This is a genomic window from Acidipropionibacterium jensenii (assembly GCF_005890135.1).
GTDB lineage: Bacteria > Actinomycetota > Actinomycetes > Propionibacteriales > Propionibacteriaceae > Acidipropionibacterium > Acidipropionibacterium jensenii.
Window position 1 is genome coordinate 429359 of sequence record NZ_CP040635.1, and the last position, 18200, is coordinate 447558.

At 67.3% G+C, this 18200-nt stretch carries 19 protein-coding genes; 11 read left to right on the top strand and 8 right to left on the bottom strand.

The window, feature by feature from the left end; genetic code table 11:
* The first annotated feature begins 143 nt into the window (after positions 1-143).
* The 6 genes from FEZ32_RS01995 to FEZ32_RS02020 all read left to right on the top strand — a co-directional run bounded on the left by FEZ32_RS01995 (position 144) and on the right by FEZ32_RS02020 (position 5656).
* On the top strand, positions 144-1088 hold the full coding sequence (locus tag FEZ32_RS01995) for a sugar-binding transcriptional regulator (protein WP_028703161.1): 945 nt from the start codon (positions 144-146) through the stop codon (positions 1086-1088).
* Positions 1089-1456: 368 nt separating this feature from the next.
* Entirely contained in the window at positions 1457-2515 is a 1059-nt protein-coding gene (locus FEZ32_RS02000; RefSeq protein WP_028703162.1) for an NAD(P)H-dependent glycerol-3-phosphate dehydrogenase, read from the top strand.
* Between the two features lie 285 nt (positions 2516-2800).
* Positions 2801-3094, top strand: coding sequence for a PTS sugar transporter subunit IIB (locus tag FEZ32_RS02005; protein ID WP_028703163.1), 294 nt, complete (start codon positions 2801-2803; stop codon positions 3092-3094).
* A 121-nt stretch (positions 3095-3215) separates the two neighbouring features.
* Positions 3216-4703 carry a PTS galactitol transporter subunit IIC gene (locus tag FEZ32_RS02010; protein WP_028703164.1) on the top strand — a complete coding sequence of 496 codons (1488 nt, stop codon included), beginning with the start codon at positions 3216-3218 and terminating at the stop codon, positions 4701-4703.
* 3 nt (positions 4704-4706) lie between these two features.
* Positions 4707-5123, top strand: a complete 417-nt coding sequence (locus FEZ32_RS02015) for a hypothetical protein (protein WP_138679779.1) — start codon at positions 4707-4709, stop codon at positions 5121-5123.
* A 65-nt stretch (positions 5124-5188) separates the two neighbouring features.
* Positions 5189-5656, top strand: coding sequence for a PTS sugar transporter subunit IIA (locus FEZ32_RS02020; RefSeq protein WP_028703166.1), 468 nt, complete (start codon positions 5189-5191; stop codon positions 5654-5656).
* 123 nt (positions 5657-5779) lie between these two features.
* Here FEZ32_RS02020 and FEZ32_RS02025 read toward each other — a convergent pair whose 3' ends face one another.
* Positions 5780-6265, bottom strand: coding sequence for a CarD family transcriptional regulator (locus tag FEZ32_RS02025; protein WP_028703167.1), 486 nt, complete (start codon positions 6263-6265; stop codon positions 5780-5782).
* A gap of 381 nt (positions 6266-6646) precedes the next feature.
* Here FEZ32_RS02025 and FEZ32_RS02030 point away from each other — a divergent pair, with 381 nt between their 5' ends.
* Positions 6647-7153 carry a hypothetical protein gene (locus FEZ32_RS02030; protein WP_028703168.1) on the top strand — a complete coding sequence of 169 codons (507 nt, stop codon included), beginning with the start codon at positions 6647-6649 and terminating at the stop codon, positions 7151-7153.
* Between the two features lie 70 nt (positions 7154-7223).
* Here FEZ32_RS02030 and FEZ32_RS02035 read toward each other — a convergent pair whose 3' ends face one another.
* Positions 7224-7898, bottom strand: a complete 675-nt coding sequence (locus FEZ32_RS02035) for a response regulator transcription factor (protein ID WP_028703169.1) — start codon at positions 7896-7898, stop codon at positions 7224-7226.
* The gene (locus tag FEZ32_RS02040; RefSeq protein ID WP_420809256.1) at positions 7895-9061 is read right to left on the bottom strand and encodes a sensor histidine kinase; all 1167 of its coding nucleotides are present in this window, start codon (positions 9059-9061) and stop codon (positions 7895-7897) included. The genes FEZ32_RS02035 and FEZ32_RS02040 overlap by 4 nt, the downstream gene beginning before the upstream one ends.
* A 171-nt stretch (positions 9062-9232) precedes the next feature.
* Here FEZ32_RS02040 and phoU point away from each other — a divergent pair, with 171 nt between their 5' ends.
* Entirely contained in the window at positions 9233-9901 is a 669-nt protein-coding gene (gene phoU / locus FEZ32_RS02045; protein WP_028703171.1) for a phosphate signaling complex protein PhoU, read from the top strand.
* A 133-nt stretch (positions 9902-10034) separates the two neighbouring features.
* Here phoU and FEZ32_RS02050 read toward each other — a convergent pair whose 3' ends face one another.
* Positions 10035-10787, bottom strand: a complete 753-nt coding sequence (locus tag FEZ32_RS02050; protein ID WP_028703172.1) for a phosphoglyceromutase — start codon at positions 10785-10787, stop codon at positions 10035-10037.
* A 279-nt stretch (positions 10788-11066) separates the two neighbouring features.
* Between FEZ32_RS02050 and FEZ32_RS02055 the strand changes: the two genes are divergently transcribed.
* The 3 genes from FEZ32_RS02055 to FEZ32_RS02065 all read left to right on the top strand — a co-directional run bounded on the left by FEZ32_RS02055 (position 11067) and on the right by FEZ32_RS02065 (position 13936).
* Positions 11067-11333 carry an HPr family phosphocarrier protein gene (locus FEZ32_RS02055; protein ID WP_028703173.1) on the top strand — a complete coding sequence of 89 codons (267 nt, stop codon included), beginning with the start codon at positions 11067-11069 and terminating at the stop codon, positions 11331-11333.
* 5 nt (positions 11334-11338) lie between these two features.
* On the top strand, positions 11339-13012 hold the full coding sequence (gene ptsP, locus FEZ32_RS02060; protein ID WP_097799331.1) for a phosphoenolpyruvate--protein phosphotransferase: 1674 nt from the start codon (positions 11339-11341) through the stop codon (positions 13010-13012).
* Positions 13013-13198: 186 nt separating this feature from the next.
* Positions 13199-13936, top strand: a complete 738-nt coding sequence (locus FEZ32_RS02065; RefSeq protein ID WP_138679781.1) for an SDR family oxidoreductase — start codon at positions 13199-13201, stop codon at positions 13934-13936.
* A gap of 508 nt (positions 13937-14444) precedes the next feature.
* On the opposite strand, the gene FEZ32_RS02070 is transcribed toward FEZ32_RS02065, so the two are convergent.
* The 4 genes from FEZ32_RS02070 to FEZ32_RS02085 are packed head-to-tail and all read right to left on the bottom strand — an operon-like array spanning position 14445 to position 18171.
* On the bottom strand, positions 14445-14813 hold the full coding sequence (locus FEZ32_RS02070; RefSeq protein WP_028703176.1) for a biotin/lipoyl-containing protein: 369 nt from the start codon (positions 14811-14813) through the stop codon (positions 14445-14447).
* A gap of 16 nt (positions 14814-14829) precedes the next feature.
* The gene (locus tag FEZ32_RS02075; RefSeq protein WP_028703177.1) at positions 14830-15075 is read right to left on the bottom strand and encodes a hypothetical protein; all 246 of its coding nucleotides are present in this window, start codon (positions 15073-15075) and stop codon (positions 14830-14832) included.
* Between the two features lie 12 nt (positions 15076-15087).
* The gene (locus FEZ32_RS02080) at positions 15088-16662 is read right to left on the bottom strand and encodes an acyl-CoA carboxylase subunit beta (protein WP_097799333.1); all 1575 of its coding nucleotides are present in this window, start codon (positions 16660-16662) and stop codon (positions 15088-15090) included.
* Positions 16663-16677: 15 nt separating this feature from the next.
* Positions 16678-18171, bottom strand: coding sequence for a methylmalonyl-CoA carboxytransferase subunit 5S (locus tag FEZ32_RS02085; RefSeq protein WP_097799334.1), 1494 nt, complete (start codon positions 18169-18171; stop codon positions 16678-16680).
* Between the last annotated feature and the right edge of the window lie 29 nt (positions 18172-18200).

Consider the following 18200-nt stretch of genomic DNA (forward strand, 5'->3'; position numbering starts at 1 on the left):
GAGTGTCATGACCAGCAACGAGAACGGCTCCGGACCAGGGCGTGGCCGATGGATCTCCGCCCGGCAGCCCTGGTACCGCGGCACCTCTCTGCTCATACAGTGAGAGCCCGCAGACACATGACCGATGGCCGCGAAGGAATGCGATGGCGCGCAGAAGCAGGGACGAGCACCTCATCCAGGTGCTGCACGTCGCCGAGATGTACTACTTCGAGCAGATGACCCAGTCGGCGATCGCCGACCGGCTGTCGCTGAGTCGCTGGACGGTGGGACGGATGTTGGAGTCGGCCCGCGAGTCGGGCCTGGTGCACATCACCATCGACCATCCGCTGGCCCGCCACCACCGTCTGGAGGTGGAGCTCGCCAGCCGCTTCGGGCTGGCCAAGGCGGTCGTCGTCCCCACCCAGGCGCGCCCCGAGAGCACCCTGGACGTCATCGCCTCGGCCGCCGCCGACCGTCTCACCATGCTGCGTCCGGCCCCCTCCGTGATCGGGGTGAGCTGGGGCCGCACCCTCGCCCAGGTCGCCCGGCACCTGCACCCCGGATGGGCCCACGACATCACCGTCGTGCAGACCAATGGCGGGGTGGCGATCACCCGCAACGACCTGGTCGGGCGGTCGGTGGTGCGGATCGCCGAACTGGGACGGGGACGGGCGATCACCCTGCAGGCCCCCACCATCCTGGGGTCGGCCGAACTGTGCTCCATGCTGCGCGCCGACGCCGCGGTGGCGCGCACCCTGCAGATGGCCTCCCACGCGGACCTGCTGATCTACTCCCCCGGACCGCCCGACGCCGGTTCAGTGCTGGTCGGGTCGGGACACCTGAGCGCCGACGACATGACCAGACTGCGCGCTGCCGGCGGGCGGGCCGATGTGATGAGCCACGTGGTGGACTCCACGGGGGCCCCGGTCGACCCGGATCTGGACGCCCGCACCCTCTCGATGGATCTGGACGCCGTCCGCAGCGCCCCCCGGGTGATCGCGGTGGCCGCCGGGATGGAGAAGGCCGAGGCCACCGGGGCCGCCCTGGCCGGGGGCCTGTGCACCGAGGTGGTCACCGACTCCGAGGTCGCCGAGGCCATCCTGTCCTGATCCCCCGCCCCCTGGGGAGCGACCGCCACCTACTCCGGCCTGCCCACCGGGCTGGGCCTGATTCCCCGCCCCCGGGGAGCGACTCTGCGACCCCGCTCTCCCCGGCCACCCCGGAAAAGCTGCTCAGACCCCGCATTACCCAACAAATGACCTCTTGATCCCACATCTGTGCAGGACGCTGTCACAGCGGGACAGCGGGAAGGCCGCAGCATTAGCGTCGAACCATCGGTTCGACCCGGTCCGCCTCAGCATCGTCGCTGGCCGCGCCGAACAGCACCGGGCACCACCATCCCGGATCACATCACGGCGACGCACACCGGACGGCAGACCGTCCCCCAGCTGTGTGCGCCCTCAGGAGAAGGAGAATCATGGCGAAGATTGCAGTACTCGGCGCGGGGATCATGGCGACGGCCCTCACCTTCCCGGCCGCCGACAACGGCAACGTCATCAACCTCATCGGCACCCACCTCGATGACGAGATCATCGACTCCATCAAGGCCGACGGCACCCACCCGGTGCTCGGCCTCAAGGTCCCCGAGACCGTCAAGGCCTTCTACTTCACCGAGGCGGCCGAGGCCGTCAAGGACGCCGACATCATCATGAGCGGGGTCAACTCCTTCGGCGTCGAGTGGGCCGGCGAGCAGCTGGCCAAGCTGGCCCGTCCCGGCCAGATCATCCTGTCGATCACCAAGGGGATGCGCGCCGACGAGGACGGCACCCTCCACATCCTCCCCGACGTCCTCAAGGCCAAGATGGGTCCGCTGGCCGACCAGGTCGACTGGGCGGCCATCGTCGGCCCGTCCATCGCCGGCGAGCTCGCCGTCCACCACCTCACCTGCGTCACCTTCTGCGCCGAGAAGCAGGAGATCGCCGAGAAGCTGGCCGCGCTGTACCGCACCGACTACTACCACGTGTGGACCTCCACCGACTTCATCGGCAACGAGGTCGGCTCCTGCATGAAGAACATCTTCGCCTTCGGCGGCGGATTCGCCCCCGGCATGCTCAAGAAGATGGGCAAGGAGAACGACAAGTACGTCATGTACAACTACGCCGCCGCGCTGTTCGGCGAGGGCGCCCGCGAGCTCAAGCAGATGGTCGTGCTGATGGGCGGGGACCCGCTGGTCACCGAGAACCTCGGCGGCGTCGGCGACATGTTCGTCACCACGATGGGCGGGCGCAATGTGCGCGCCGGCACCTACGTCGGCGAGGGCGTGCCCTTCTCCGAGATCCGCAACGTCAAGATGAAGGGGGTCACCCTCGAGGGTGTCGCCGCCATCGGCGTGGTCGGCGAGGCCGTCGAGAAGCTGACCGACCGCGGCGTCATCTCCGCCGACGACTTCCCGCTGGTCCGCGCCCTCTACCGGATCGTCGCCCACGACGCCCCGCTGGATCTGCCGTGGAGCACCTTCTTCGGCGGGGAGCGCTGACCCTCCAACCCACCGGCCGGATCTCGCCAGGGGCGGCATGTCTCTGGTGAGATCGTCCGGTCCACAATAGGGTCTGCGAGGTGACCGCGACTCACGGTCGCCTCGGCCCCATCGGGCGACGCAGGTCCGCCTGCACATGAGTGCAGACTGGGTCAGGAAATATTCACAGGCGGCGATCCTCTCACCGAGAATTGCCACCGCCGGAGTCGGGGTGTGCTACGCATCCCGCATGCGTGAGGATGCCCCACCCGGAGCAGCCTTCACCGATCAAAGGAGACGGACAGAATGGTCAGCAAGAAGGTTCTGGTCTGCTGTGGCACCGGTATCGCCACATCAGTGCAAGTTGCCAACAAGCTTCAGCGCCTGCTGAAGGACCGCGGCATCAACGCGACGATGAAGGAGTGCAAGGCGGTGGAGGTTCCGGCCCAGACCGCAGCGTTCAAGCCCGACGCCATCGTCTCGACCACCGTCGTCAAGTCCCCCGCGGAGGGCATCAAGGTCTACCGCGGAGTCGCATTCCTCACCGGCGTCGGCGCCGACAAGCTCGCCGACGAGATCGCAGCAGATCTCAAGGGCTGAGTCCAGCCCACCGCAGCGGAGCCGCCACTAGCCCTGGCAGCACCACTGTCCACACATGAAAAAGGGTCCCCGGCCCTAGCCCGGCCGAGGACCCTCATGACAGAAGAAAGAACCTTCCATCATGGGAACAGTCACTACCGTCATCCAGTACATCTTGGGTCTGGGCGCCAGTGTGGTCCTACCGATCATTATATTCCTGCTCAGCCTGTTCTTCCGGATGAAGCCCGGCAAGGCCATCCGCGCAGCGCTGACGATCGGCATCGGATTCATCGGCATCAACCTCGTCATCGGCCTGCTCGGCAGCACGCTGGGGCCCGCCGCCCAGCGCATGATCGAGAACACCGGCCTCAACCTGCCGATCATCGACGCCGGCTGGCCGGTCGCCGCGGCGATCTCCTTCGGCACCGCGAAGGTGGTGCCGTGGATCTTCGTCCTCGGCATCGCCATCAACCTCGCCATGATCGGCCTGAGGTGGACCACCACCCTCAACGTCGACATGTGGAACTTCTGGCACTTCATCTTCTCGTCGGCCTTCGTCTACATCGCGACCGGCAACTTCTGGCTCGGCCTGGCGGTCGGCCTCATCACCCTGGTCATCGTCCTCAAGCTGGCCGACATCTGCGCGCCGATCATCCAGGACTACTACAAGATCCCCGGCGTCACGACGGCCCACACCGACACCGTCTCGTGGGCCCCGGTCGGCTGGTGCATCAACAAGGTCCTCGACCACGTCCCCGGCTTCCGACACAACAAGATGACCCCGGACTACGTCCAGGAGAAGTTCGGCTCGTGGGCCGAGCCGATGGTGATGGGCACCATCCTCGGTGGCGTCATCGGTCTGCTGGCCTACTTCCCCGACCTCACCGGGGGCGCCTGGGGCAGCGGCATCAAGGGGATCGTCACGGTGGCCATCTCGATGGGCGCCGTGATGCTCCTGCTGCCGCGCATGGTGGCCCTGCTGATGGAGGGACTCATCCCGCTGTCGGACTCCGCCCAGGAGTGGATCAAGGCCCGCTACCCCGACCGTGAGCTCAACATCGGGCTGGACGCCGCCATCCTGGTCGGCTACCCGGCCAATATGTCGGTGGCCATCATCCTGGTCCCGATCACCCTGGCCCTCGGCGTCCTGATGAGCTACGCCCACCTCAACCAGATGCTGCCCTTCACCGACCTCGCCGACACCCCGTTCTTCGCCGTCTGGGCGACGACATGGTGCCGGGGCAATATCGCCAGAGGCACCGTGATCGGCACCTTCTTCGTCGCCTGCATGCTCACCATCGGCACCTTCATGGCGCCGGCCACCACGATCCTCGCCCACCAGGCGAACTTCACCATCCCGCAGGGCGCCAGCCAGATCTCCTCGATCGACTCGGGGGCCCACCTGATCGCATACTTCTTCGCCTTCTTCTTCGTCTTCGGACAGGCGAAGGCCTACGGCACCGCGTTCATCGTCTTCAGCATCATCCTGCTCACCATCGCCGTGGTCTGCTACGTCGTCTTCTTCGCCCACGTGCTGCGCGGCGGCAAGCCGGGCATGGAGGACCGCGAGCGGTACATGACCAAGGAGGAGCTGCAGGCCGAGGCCGAGGCCGCCGAGGCGGGGTGGTGACCGATGGTTGAGTCCATGCTCGACATGACCCTGGGTCACTGGTGGCGGTCCGTGATCGCCTTCTACCTGGCCCACTTCACCTGGATCGTCGTTCCACTGGTGGCCTGGATGGCGGTCATCGTCATCGCTCACCGGGTCATCAAGGACGCCGAGCAGGCCATGCGGGCGACCCTCATCGCGATGCCCAACGGCCGGATCGCCCCGGAGAAGGTGCTGCGCAAGCGGTTGCTCCCGGTGATCCGCGAGCGGGCCGCCCAGCACCGCTGGATGCCCGCCGGTCCCGGAGGCATCTGGATCCGGCGCTGCCGCCCAGACGATGTGGTCGCCCAGATGACGAAACTGCCGAACTACCTCATCCGGTTCTGCGACCAGCAGTTCGGGACCTCGGCCGGGCGTCGTCGCCGGTCCCTGGCCCGCTGACGGCGTCTGTTGCGAACCGCGTGTTCTGCACCTCAACCCCAGCACTTCCAAGGAAACTGATCATCATGTCCGAAGCTCCCCGTTTCATCGTCGTCGATGCCGACACCGACTCCCAGAGCGAGCTGTACGCCACCGTCAACTCCCGGCTGCTCGAGGAGGAGGCGGTCCGCGACTCCTTCCTGGACGCCGTGAGCGCCCGCGAGAAGAAGTACCCGACCGGCCTCGACTTCGGCCACTGCCAGGTGGCCATCCCCCACATCGACCCCGAGCACGTCATCACCCCCGGGGTCCTGGTCTGCCGCAACGCCCAGCAGACGCCGTTCCGGGCGATGGACGATCCCGACCGGGAGCTGTCGGTGCGGCTGTCGATCTGGCCCCTGGTCACCGACCCGCACAACCAGATGGACATGCTCGGGGCCGTGATCTCGCTGCTCCAGGAGGACTCCTCCTGCCAGCGTCTGCTCACCGCCGACCCCACCGAGCTGCCCGAGATCCTGGCCGGCGTCCTGAAGGCCGTCGGCCAGCAGGAGTGAACGCCACAACACCGCTGGCATGAGCTCCCGGAACAGACAGGCCGAGGGCCCCACGGATGTCCGTGGGGCCCTCGGCCGTATCAGTTGTTCAGTACGAGTTCGTACCGGGAGCTGCCGCTCAGCTCAGGAGGCCAGAACCTCGTCGAGCATCTCCTCGGCCTTGCCCTCCTCGACCTTCTCGGCGAGCGCGAGCTCGGAGACGAGAATCTGACGAGCCTTGGAGAGCATCCGCTTCTCACCGGCAGACAGGCCGCGATCGCGCTCACGACGCCACAGGTCGCGAACCACCTCGGAGACCTTGATGATGTTGCCGCTGTGGAGCTTCTCGGTGTTGGCCTTGTACCGGCGGGACCAGTTGGTGGGCTCCTCGACCTGCGTCTTGCGCAGCACGTCGAAGACCTTCTCGAGGCCCTTCTCGTCCACGACGTCACGAACACCGACGAGATCCAGGTTGCACGCCGGCACCCTGACAACCAGGTCGTTCTGTCCGATGATCCTCAGAACGAGGTACAGCTTCTCCTCGCCCTTGATGGTCCGGGTCTCGAGATCCTCGATGACCGCCGCCCCGTGATTGGGATAAACAACCGTTTCGCCGACGTTAAAAGTCATGTACGCAACCCCTTTCAAGGGTCGATTCTACCATGAGAATGCCCTGAGAGGAAGATGTCGCACCTAGTCACCGGCGACTCCACCCTATACCGAGGAGTTGACTTCCGGCCAAATCTGTGGGTCGCGGCCTGTCGCGGACCGGTATTGCCGCGCTGACTAGGTGTGGGACGCCGCGTCCTTGACGGCGGCCCGCTGCTGGCGACCGGGCGCCGGGACGGGCGGGCGCCGACGGCGTTCGTGGTCGGAGACCGGCTCGTCGGGCGGTCCTCCGGCAGGCTGCGGGCCGGCACCTCGAGCGCGAGCAAACGCACCCCCGACCGGTCCCTGAATCCGATAGGCTCTGGCCGGGACATTGAGGACTCGACCAGCCAGGAGACGAGCATGATCAGCGCGAGCAGGTTCCGGAGCCGCACGGTTCTGCTGGTGACGGCCGGGGCCCTGCTGGCCACCACCGCGGTGGGGTGCAGCCAGGAGCCCAAGGTGATCCGCCCCTACACCCCGGCGGCCGGGGTGAGCGGCGCCAACGACACCGTCAAACTGCGCAACATCGTCCTGGTCGCCCAGGGTGGTCAGGCCCGGCTGTCCGGGATGGCGGTCGCCAGCGCCGACGACGCCATCACCGGGGTCACCGGCAACGCCCTCAAGCCGGACAACTCGGTCGCCGCGGCTCTGGCCCCCAGCACCACCCGGGTGCCCCTCACCCGGCAGACCTCCGTCAACCTCACCGACGCCGGGATCCAGGTCTCCTCCCCCAAGCTCACCGAGGGTCTGCTGGCCTCGGTCACCATCACCTTCAGCCAGGGCGAGCCGATCACCCTCCAGACGCCGGTGGTCTCGGCCTCCCACGCGGACTTCTCCCCCGCGGCGCCGACCCCCACCCACTCCTGAGCCGCGCCCCGCAGGACCTCGGCAGAGCTGGGAGTCCCGGGACCGGGAAGTCCTCAGAACTGGGCAGTCCTCAGTCGAACTTGTAGCCCAGTCCCCGCACCGTGATCACCCGCACCGGGTGGGACGGGTCAGCCTCGATCTTGCCGCGCAGCCGCTTGATGTGGACGTCGAGGGTCTTGGTGTCCCCGACGTAGTCGTTGCCCCAGACCAGGTCGATGAGCTGGCCGCGGGTCATCACCCTCCCCGCGTTGCGCAGCAGCACCTCCAGCACCTCGAACTCCTTGAGGGCCAGGGACACCTCGGCCCCGTCGACGGTCACCTCGTGGCGCTCCACGTCCATCCGCACGCCGCCCTCCTCGAGGATGTCGTCGACCGCCTCCTGGTCGTGGCCGCGTCTCAGCACCGCGCGGATCCGGGCCACCAGCTCGCGGTGGCTGAACGGCTTGGTGACGTAGTCGTCGGCCCCCAGCTCCAGGCCGACCACCTTGTCGATCTCGGAGTCGCGGGCGGTGACCATGATGATCCCGACATTGCCGCGGGCCCTCAGCTGGCGGCAGACATCGGTGCCGGGCATCCCCGGCATCATGAGGTCCAGCAGCACGATGTCGGCCCCCGCGGCGTCGTACTCGGCGAGCCCGGCCAGGCCGTCGGCGGCCTCCACCACCTCGAACCCCTCCTTGCGCAGCATGTAGGCAGTGGCGTCGCGGTAGGACTCCTCGTCCTCGATGATCAGCACTCGGGTCATGACGTCTCCTCGGAGGATGGGTGGTGCATCGGAAATCGAAGGGTGAAGGTGGAGCCCTGCCCGACCTTGCTCCAGACCCACACCGATCCGCCGTGCACGCGGGCGGTGTGCTTGACCAGGGACAGGCCCAGGCCGGTGCCGCCGCTGGCCCGGGAGCGCGCCTGGTCGACCCGGTAGAAGCGCTCGAAGATCCGCTTCTGGTCGTCCTGGCTGATCCCGATCCCGTTGTCGGTGACGGCGATCTCGACGACCCGCAGGTCGCCCTCCCGGCCCTCCCGGGTGATCACCGAGACCCGCGCCCGGGGTCCGGAGTAGGCGATCGCGTTCTGGACGAGGTTCGCCACCGCGTCGATGAGCGGGCCGGGATCGCCCATCACGGTGAGTCCGGGGGCGCAGCGCACCACCAGATTGATGTGCCGGGAACGGGCCAGCTCGTCCATCCGGTGGACGGCCTTGTGCACCACCTCGGAGACGTCGGTCGGCTCGGCGCGCAGCAGCGGCTGGTCGGACTGAAGTCGCGACAGGGCGATCACCTGGGTCACCAGGCTGGACAGCCGGACGGCCTCGGTGTGCAGCCGGGTGGCGAAGTGCCGCACCGCGTCAGGATCGTCGGCGGCGTCCTCCACCGCCTCGGCGAGGATCGAGACGGCGCCGATCGGCGTCTTCAACTCGTGGCTCACATTGGCCAGGAAGTCGTTGCGGGCCTGTTCGACGCGGATCATCGCGCTGCGGTCGTCGGCGAGCACCACGGCGCTGCCGTGCTCATCCATCGGTGCCGCGCGGACCACCATGTGGAGCACCGGGACGCTCGGGTTGGGCCGCACGTCGAGATCCTGGACCTCGGTCTGCTCCTCGCGCCGGCAGCGGCGGACCATGTCGAGCAGTTCGGGGTCGACGATCCGGGAGCCCTCGACCAGTCCGATGGAGATGGCCTGCTCGGTGGCGTAGAGCACCTCGTCATGGTCCCCGACGACGATGCCGGGTCCGTTGCGCAGATCGAGGGCGCTGATCAGGGTCGGGTCGACCTCCGGCTCCCAGGTGTCGGTGTCCAGGGTGTCGGGAGGGTTGCGTGCCGCGCTGACGGTGCGCTCGATGAGCCATGTCAGGGCCGCTCCGACCACCAGGCCGATCAGCCCTGCCAACCACCAGTTCACAGCCCAGATCATAGGAGTTGCACCGCCCCCGGGACGACCTGACGGCGTCCCCGCCGGGCATGTTCACCGAGGGTTCACGGACGGTTCGCCGCGATGACAGTCAGCGTCGGAGGCGCCCACTAGGCTGTCGACCAGCCGAGGACACCGCCCGGGGTGACTCCTGGCTGACAAGGAGGATCCATGCGCGAGAGCTACCACGACGAGCTGGCCGCCAACACCAATGACGTCGTCACCATGTCGGCCCTGGTGCGCACCGCCGTCGAGCGGGCCACCGCGGCCCTCATCGACGCCGACCTGGCCGTCGCCGAGGAGGTCATCAGCGCCGACTCGAAGCTCGATGCGCTCCACGACGAGATCGAGCAGCGCTCGTTCAATCTTCTGGCCCGCCAGGCCCCGGTCGCCGGGGAGCTGCGCACCGTCGTGGCCGTGCTGCGGATGTGCTACGAACTGTCGAGGATGGGTGATCTGGCCGTGCACGTCGCCGAGACCGCCCGGCACCGCTACCCCGACCACGCGGTCCCCGATCCGGTCGCCCAGCAGTTCACCAAGATGGCGACGATCGCCGACAAGATGATCGCCACCGCCGGCCAGACCCTGGTGGACCGCGACGTCGAGGACGCCAAGAAACTGGCCAGTCAGGACACCGCGATCGACGACATCCGCGCCGAGCAGTTCCGGATGCTGCTGAGCGACACCTGGCAGTACGGCGTCGAGGAGGCCGTCGACACGGCCCTGCTGGGGCGCTACTACGAACGGATCGCCGACCACGCGGTGGCGATCGGCTCCCGGGTGATCTACATCGTCACCGGTGAGGCCCCCGAGGGCGAGGACTGGCCGAAGGCCTTCTGAGCAGGAACGCAGTCTTAACAGAGATGCAGTCTGGGCAGGAACGCAGTGTGGTGCGGCCCGGGAACCGAGGTTCCCGGGCCGCACCACATTCTTGCCGGACCCTCCCGACCCTCAGGCCGGAAGGGTCAGCGGTTCACTTCTTGGCGCCCTGGTTGGCGACAGCCTTCTGTCCGGCGGCGGCGGCCTCCGGGTCGAGGTAGCGGCCACCCTTGACCAGCGGCTTGAGCGAGTCGTCCAGCTCGTAGTAGAGCGGGATGCCGGTGGGGATGTTGAGCCCGGCGATGTCGTCGTCGCTGATCTCGTCGAGGTGCTTGACGAGGGCGCGCAGGGAGTTGCCGTGGGCGGCGACCAGGACGGTCTTGCCGGCCTTGAGGTCGGGGACGATGCCCGACTCCCAGTACGGCATCATCCGTGCCACGACGTCCTTGAGGCACTCGTGCAGCGGACGCTCGTCAGCCGGGATGTCGGCGTAGCGGGGATCGTTGAACTGGCTGAACTCGCCGTCCTTGTCGATCGCCGGCGGCGGGACGTCGTAGGAACGGCGCCATGCCATGAACTGGGTCTCGCCGTACTTCTCACGGATCTCGGACTTGTTGAGCCCCTGGAGGGAGCCGTAGTGGCGCTCGTTGAGCCGCCAGGAACGGCGCACCGGGATCCAGTGGCGGTCGCAGCCGTCCAGCGCCAGGTAGGCGGTGTGGATGGCTCGACGCAGCAGAGAGGTGTGGACGACGTCGGGCAGCAGGTTCTCGGACTTGAGGAGACCGGCGGCATTCGCCGCCTCCTTCTCGCCCTTCTCATTGAGGTCGACGTCAACCCAGCCGGTGAACAGGTTCTTCGAGTTCCACTCGCTCTCGCCGTGGCGGAGCAGAATCAGCTTGAAGGTCATGTTTCCACCATATCCGCCGCGTTCCCTCCAGACAGCCCCGGGACCGACCCGCGAACGCGGGTCGCAGCTGAGCTTCTGGCGACCGGGGGCGACCGGCGAGAGTGTCTGCAATGAGCTGGACTGAACTGGTCATGAGGCCGTGAACAGCGCTGATCCCTCATCGGGAGGATGCGCCGAAGACACACATATGCAGAATGTTGCGGACCGGACGCGCCATCGGCAGCGCCATCGGTTATCGTCGTGGTGTTGTCCTGCCCACCCGATCAAGGAAGAGCCCATATGTCCACTCGCACCACCACCATTGCCGCAGCCAGTGGCCTGCACGCGCGTCCCGCCGCCATGTTCGTCCAGGCGGCCTCCAAGTCGGGTCTGGCAGTGACCATCGGCCGGCCCGGCGAGACCCCGGTGGATGCCCGCAGCATCCTGTCGGTGATGGGCCTGGGCGCCAAGTTCGGCGAGACCGTCGAACTGTCCGCCGAGGGCGACAACGCCGACGAGGTCCTCGACACCCTGGTCGCCAACCTGCAGACCGATCCGGAGGCCTGAGTCAGATGCAGACCCTCACAGGGCTGGGTGTCTCGGCCGGCGTCGGCCAGGCACAGGCCCTTGTCGTCTCGCCCGCCCCGGGTCTTCCCGAGGTCGACCCGAAGGGTGAGGTCAAGGATGATCTGAAGAAGATCACCGTCGCCCTCAACAAGGTCGCCGACCGGCTCGACTACCGGGCCATGCACGCCGACTCCTCGGGTCTGGCGGTGCTCACCGCCACCGCCATGATGGCTCGCGATCCGGGACTGGTGGCCAAGGTGGAGGCCCACCTCCACACCGGCGCCGGCCCGGCCCGCGCGCTGTGGGACGCCTTCGACGAGTTCTGCGACCAGCTGGCGGCCGCCGGCGGTTACCTCGCCGAGCGGGTCACCGACCTCAAGGACGTCCGCTCCCGGACTCTGGCGGTCCTGGAGGGGCTTCCCGAGCCTGGCGTCCCGACCCTGGACCGTCCGGCCATTCTGGTCGCCGAGGACCTGGCCCCGGCCGACACCGCCACCCTCAACCCCGAGCTGGTCAAGGGACTGATCACCGCCGCCGGCGGACCGACCTCCCACACCGCGATCCTGGCTGCCCAGATCGGCATCCCGGCCATCGTGCGCTGCCCGGAGGCCCGCTCCATCGTCACCGGGACGAACCTCGCCCTCGACGGAGTCACCGGTACCGTCCTCATCGATCCCGAGGACGCCGCGGTGATCAAGCTCACCGAGCGCGCCGACAAGCGCAAGCAGGTGCTCGAGTCCGCCCCCGAGGGCGAGTCGTGCACCTCCGACGGGCTGCGGGTGCTCACCCTGGCCAATATCGGCTCTCCCGCCGACGCGGTCAACGCCAAGAAGAAGGGGGCCGAGGGTGTCGGACTGTTCCGCACCGAGTTCCTCTTCCTCGAGCGTCAGGACGCACCCACCAAGGCTGAGCAGGCCGACGTCTACGCCCAGGTGCTGAGCACCTTCGACGAGGACGCCAAGGTGGTCTTCCGCACCCTGGACGCCGGGGCCGACAAGCCCCTGGCCTTCGCCGATCTGGGCCCGGAGGACAACCCGGCCCTGGGACGTCGCGGTCTGCGGCTCTCCCAGGTGCGCACCGATCTGATGGACACCCAGCTGGCCGCGCTGGCCGAGGCGGCCCGCAAGACCGACCGGATGCCCTATGTGATGGCGCCGATGGTGGCCACCCCCGCCGAGGCCAAGTGGTTCTCCTCGCGGGCCCGCAAGGCCGGCCTGAGCACCGTGGGTGTGATGGTCGAGGTGCCCGCGGCGGCGCTGCGCTCCTCGCAGGTGCTGGAGACGGTCGAGTTCGCCTCGATCGGCACCAACGACCTGACCCAGTACGCGATGGCCGCCGACCGTCTGCAGGGCGAGCTCTCCGAGCTCCTCACCCCCTGGCAGCCGGCCGTCATCCAGCTGGTCAAGGCCACCTGTGACGGTGCCGGGGACCGGCTGATCGGCGTCTGCGGCGAGGCCGCCGGCGATCCGCTGCTGGCCCTGGTGCTGGTCGGCGTCGGGATCCGTTCGCTGTCGATGGCTGCCGGCAAGATCCAGGCGGTCAAGGCGGCACTGGCGATGCACACCACCGCTCAGTGCGAGGTGATGGCCCAGGCCGCGCTGGCTGCGCCGTCCCCCGAGCTGGCCAAGGCTGCTGCTCTCAAGTTGGCTGATCCGAGCATGGAGGTGCTGGTCTCCTGAGTCCGGCTGCTGCCGGGTTCTGAGAACGCCCGCCGTTCGGCACACGATCCGCCCCGACACCCAAGAGGTGTCGGGGCGGATCGCTGTCCACGGGCCCTCACGCAGCGCTGTCCCAGTCATCCGCCCGTTCCCTGTCCACAGTCCGGATCTGGCACCGGGCCTCTGGCTGCGGGTAAGAATGTGGGCATGAGTACTGCACTTGTCACAGGAGCCAGTTCCGGAATCGGGGCGGCCACCGCCCGCGCCCTGGCGGCCGACGGATGGACGGTGATCTGCGCGGCCCGGCGCAGCGACCGGATCGAGGCGCTGGCCCTGGAGATCGGAGGCCGGGCGGTGGTCTGCGACGTCACGTCCGAGGAGTCGGTCGCCGGTCTGGTCGAGGCCGTCGGACCGGAGCTGGACCTGCTGGTCAACAATGCCGGTGGGGCGATCGGCCAGGAGCCCGTCGACCAGGCGGACCTGGACGCCTGGCAGACCATGTACCAGACCAACGTGCTGGGCACCGCCAGAGTCACCAAGGCGCTGCTGCCGGCCCTGGAGAAGGCCCGCGGAGAGATCGTCTTCATGACCTCCACCGCCGCCGATGCCGGATACGAGGGCGGTGCCGGCTACAACGCCGCCAAGGCCGGTGAGCGGATGATCGCCGAGGCGCTCAGGCTCGAGCTGTTCGACCGTGATGTGCGGATCGCCGAGATCTGCCCCGGGATGGTCCACACCGACGAGTTCTCCCTCAACCGGTTCCACGGTGACCAGTCGCGGGCGAACAATGTGTACGCCGGGGTGGCCGAGCCGCTCACCGCCAAGGACATCGCCGAGTGCGTCCGGTGGATCGCCGGGCTCCCCCACCACGTCAACATCGACCGGATCACGGTCCGTCCCCGCGCCCAGGCGTCCCAGTTCAAGGTCTTCCGCGAGACCAAGTAGGTCGCAGCCGATCACCTCCGGCCCAGGACATCGGCTGACCGTCTGAAGGCCCAGGGGGAGCTTCCGCAGCCCGTCCCACCTATCCTCCACCAGTTCCCACCTGCGCCGCCGCCTCCGACGTCCTCCCCCCTCCTCCGCCGCCTCTCTCTTCCGCGTTGATCCAGTTACTCGGCGTTGATCCTCTTGCAAGAGGATCAACGCCGAGTAACTGGATCAACGCGACACGGCAGGCAGGGAGGGAGACGAGGGAACCTGGTGGGACGCCGACGACGTCACGGACGCCTGGGGATTTGGACAGACACCGCACCCCGCCCACAGACGCCACGACGCCGCGCTCCCCGAAAGGAGCGCGGCGTCGTTGAATCCGCGTGAGAGACGGTTCCGTCCGGCCACGAGAACCGGCCAGAATCCCCCGTCCCAGACCTGGTGGGTCGAGCCAGGGGGAGCCTTCAGAACATGCCTGAAGACCCACCCGAGGCCGGACCCCACCAAATCAGAGGGCTGAACCTCAGCCCAGAGCCACCAGGCCCTGGCCACCCTGAACGGCGTCCCCGACGGCCACCAGGATCCCGGTGACCTTTCCGTCGGAGGGAGCGGCGATCTCGGTCTCCATCTTCATGGCCTCCAGCGTCAGCAGAACGTCGCCGGCCTTGACCGCGTCGCCCTCCTTGACGAGGATCTTGGCGACGGTTCCGGCCAGCGGGGCCGGAACCTCACCGGCACCGGCCTTCCCGGCGCCACCGCCACTGGCGGGAGCCAGTGCCGGGCCGCCCGCTCCGCCGCCGAACAGGATCGGCGGGATGGGCGAATTGTTGGACTTGTCGACATCAACGTCAACGTCGTACGCGACGCCGTTGACGGTCACCTTGAGCTTCATTGTCAGTCTCTCCGGGTCAACGAATGGAATGGTTCTGGAGCGTCCTGCGACCCTGACGGGTCCAGTTCTCACTCGGGGCGAAACGGATGGCCTGGACCTTTCCGTCGTCACCCAGGTAGGCCGCCACGGCCGCACTGATCGCAGTCACGACGTCCTCCGGGACGTCGGCGCTGACCGCCTTCAGGCGGCTCACGTCGGCCTCCAGAGCGGACAACCGCTTGGTGAGCGTCTCGATGACGCGATCCTTCTCGTTGTCAGTCATCAGTTTCTCCGATCAGCACGGCATGTTCCCGTGCTTCTTGGCCGGCCTGGACTGACGCTTGCTGGCGTAGGTCTCCAGGGCGGAAGTGATCTTGCGACGGGTGTCGGCCGGGTCGATGACGTCGTCAACCTGTCCGCGGCCGGCGGCCACGTACGGGGTGTTGAAGGCGTCCCGGTACTCCTCGATCTTCTCGGCGCGGGTGGCGGCCGGGTCGTCGGAGGCCTTGATCTCCCTGCGGAAGATCACGTTGGCGGCACCGTCGGCACCCATCACGGCGATCTCGGCGGTCGGCCATGCGTAGACGGCGTCGGCACCCAGGTCGCGGTTGCACATGGCCAGGTAAGAGCCGCCGTAGGCCTTGCGGATCACCACGGTGATCTTCGGGACGGTGGCCTCGGAGTAGGCGTAGAGCATCTTCGCGCCGTGGCGGATGATGCCGCCGTACTCCTGCTGGACGCCGGGCAGGAAGCCGGGGACGTCCACCAGCTGGACCAGCGGGATGTTGAACGAGTCGCAGAAGTTGATGAACTCCGCGGCCTTGTCGGATGCGTCGATGTCGAGGCAGCCGGACATCACCTTGGGCTGGTTGGCCACAATGCCCACGGAACGACCGTTGATCCTGGCGAAGGCGGTGACGATGTTGGTCGCCCATCCCGCCTTGACCTCCAGGTAGTCGCCCCAGTCGACGATCTTGGCGATGACATCGCGGATGTCATAGCCCTTCTTCCCGTCCAGCGGCACGATGTCGCGCAGCTCCGGAACCGGGGAGACGTCGTTGTTCGGGAACTCGATCGCCGCGTCCTGGGTGTTGTTCTGCGGCAGGAAGCTCAGCAGCTTCTTGGCGATCAGCATCGCGGCGTCGTCGTCCTCGGCCACGAAGTGAATGTTGCCGGAGGTCGACATATGGGCCTCGGCGCCACCCAGCTGGTCGGCGGTCACGTCCTCACCGGTCACCGACTTGATGACGGCAGGGCCCGTGATGAACATGTGGGCCTGCTTGGTCATGATGATGAAGTCGGTGAGGGCCGGGGAGTACGAGGCACCACCGGCGCACGGGCCGGCGATGATCGCGATCTGCGGAACCACACCGGACAGCTTGACGTTCGCGTAGAACATCTTGCCGTAACCGGACAGGGAGTCGATGCCCTCCTGGATTCGGGCGCCGCCCGAGTCGTAGCAGAACAGGAACGGGGTGCCGGTCAGCAGCGCCTGCTCCATGGTCTCGACGACCTTGGTCGACTGCGTCTCGCCCGCGGACCCGCCCATCACGGAGAAGTCCTGGGAGGCCACGTGGACCGGACGACCGTTGATGGTGCCCCGACCGGTCACCACGCCGTCGGCCGGAACCACTGCCTTGTCCATCCCGAACAGCGTGGTGCGGTGCTGACGGAACGCGCCGACCTCGTCGAAGGAATGGGCGTCCAGCAGGGTGTCGATGCGCTCGCGGGCGGTCTTCTTGCCCTTGTCGCGCTGCTTCTGGAGGCGCTTCTCGCCGCCGCCGAGTTCAATCTTGTGACGCTCCTCGGCGAGCTGCTCGATCCGACCCTCCATGGTGTCGGCGAGCTTCACATGCTTCTTCTCAGCCATGATTGGCAATCATCCTCACGCAGGCTCGACGGTCACGTCGTGGCTGCGGCCACCGACCGTGACGCTGTAATTGACCGGGCCCTGGACCCCGGACGGACCGGTGCCCTCGGCCTCGGCCTTCATCTGGGCCTCGGTCATCGCGACGCTCTTGGGGCCCTGCGGGCGCTCCTTGAAGAACTTCGGGGCGACTCCCGGGAACAGTGCATTGGTGAGGACGTCCTCATCGGTGCCGTCGAATCCCTCGAGCTCGGAGGACTGCTTGACCAGCTCGTCCCACTCGTTGTCGATGAGATCGGCCGGGCGGCAGTCGATCGGCTTCTTGCCGGTCTGCTTCTCGGCGCGCTTGATCAGCTCCGGGTTGAGGTCGCCGACGGGCTTGCCGTAGTAGCCGAGCATCAGGTCGGCGAACTCGGCGGTGAGGGTCTTGTAGTCGCCATTGCCCATCAGGACGTTGAACACCGCCTGGGTGCCGACGATCTGGGAGGACGGGGTGACCAGAGGCGGGTACCCGGCGTCCTTGCGGACCCTCGGGACCTCCTTCATGACCTCGTCGGTGCGGCCCGAGGCGCCCTGGGCGGCCAGCTGGGACTCCATGTTGGAGAGCATCCCGCCGGGGATCTGGGACTTGAAGATGTTGGTGTTGACCAGCGTCTTCGACTCGAACTTCTTGTACTTCGGGCGAACCTTCTTGAAGTGGTCGCGAATCTTGATGAGGCGGTCCATGTCCAGGCCGGTCTCGTAGCCGGTGCCCTCGAGCATCTCGACCAGGGACTCGGTCGGGTTGTGGCCGGGCCCCAGCGACATCGAGGAGATGGCGGTGTCGACGACGTCGACGCCGGCCTCGATGGCCTTCATCAGGGTGACCAGGGTGACGCCCGTGGTGGAGTGGCAGTGCAGGTTGATCTGCACGTCGGGGTGGTTCTCCTTGATGCCCTTGATGATGTCGTAGGCGGGCTGCGGCTTCAGCAGGGCGGCCATGTCCTTGAAGGCAATGGAATCGGCACCCATGTCGATCAGCCGGTCGGCCTGCTTGATGAAGCTCTCCGGGGTGTGAATCGGGGAGGTGGTGTAGCAGATGGTGCCCTGGGCGTGCTTGCCGGTCTTCTTGACGGCCTGCATGGCGCGCTCGAGGTTGCGAGGATCGTTGAGGGCGTCGAACACGCGGAAGACGTCCATGCCGTTCTCGGCGGACTTCTCCACGAACTTGTCGACGACGTCGTCGGCGTAGTGCCGGTAGCCCAGCAGGTTCTGGCCACGCAGCAGCATCTGGAGACGGGTGTGAGGCATCAGCTTGCGGAATGTCCGCAGCCGCTCCCACGGGTCCTCATTGAGGAATCGGATACAGGAATCGAAGGTAGCTCCACCCCAACACTCTGCGGACCAGTAGCCAGCTGCGTCGATGTCGGCACAGGCACCGACCATGTCCTCCATGGCCATGCGGGTTGCAATCAGGCTCTGATGCGCGTCGCGGAGCGCGAGCTCGGTAACGCCAATCTTTCGCGGACTCATACCCCTTATCCTTGCACCCGCGACCGACA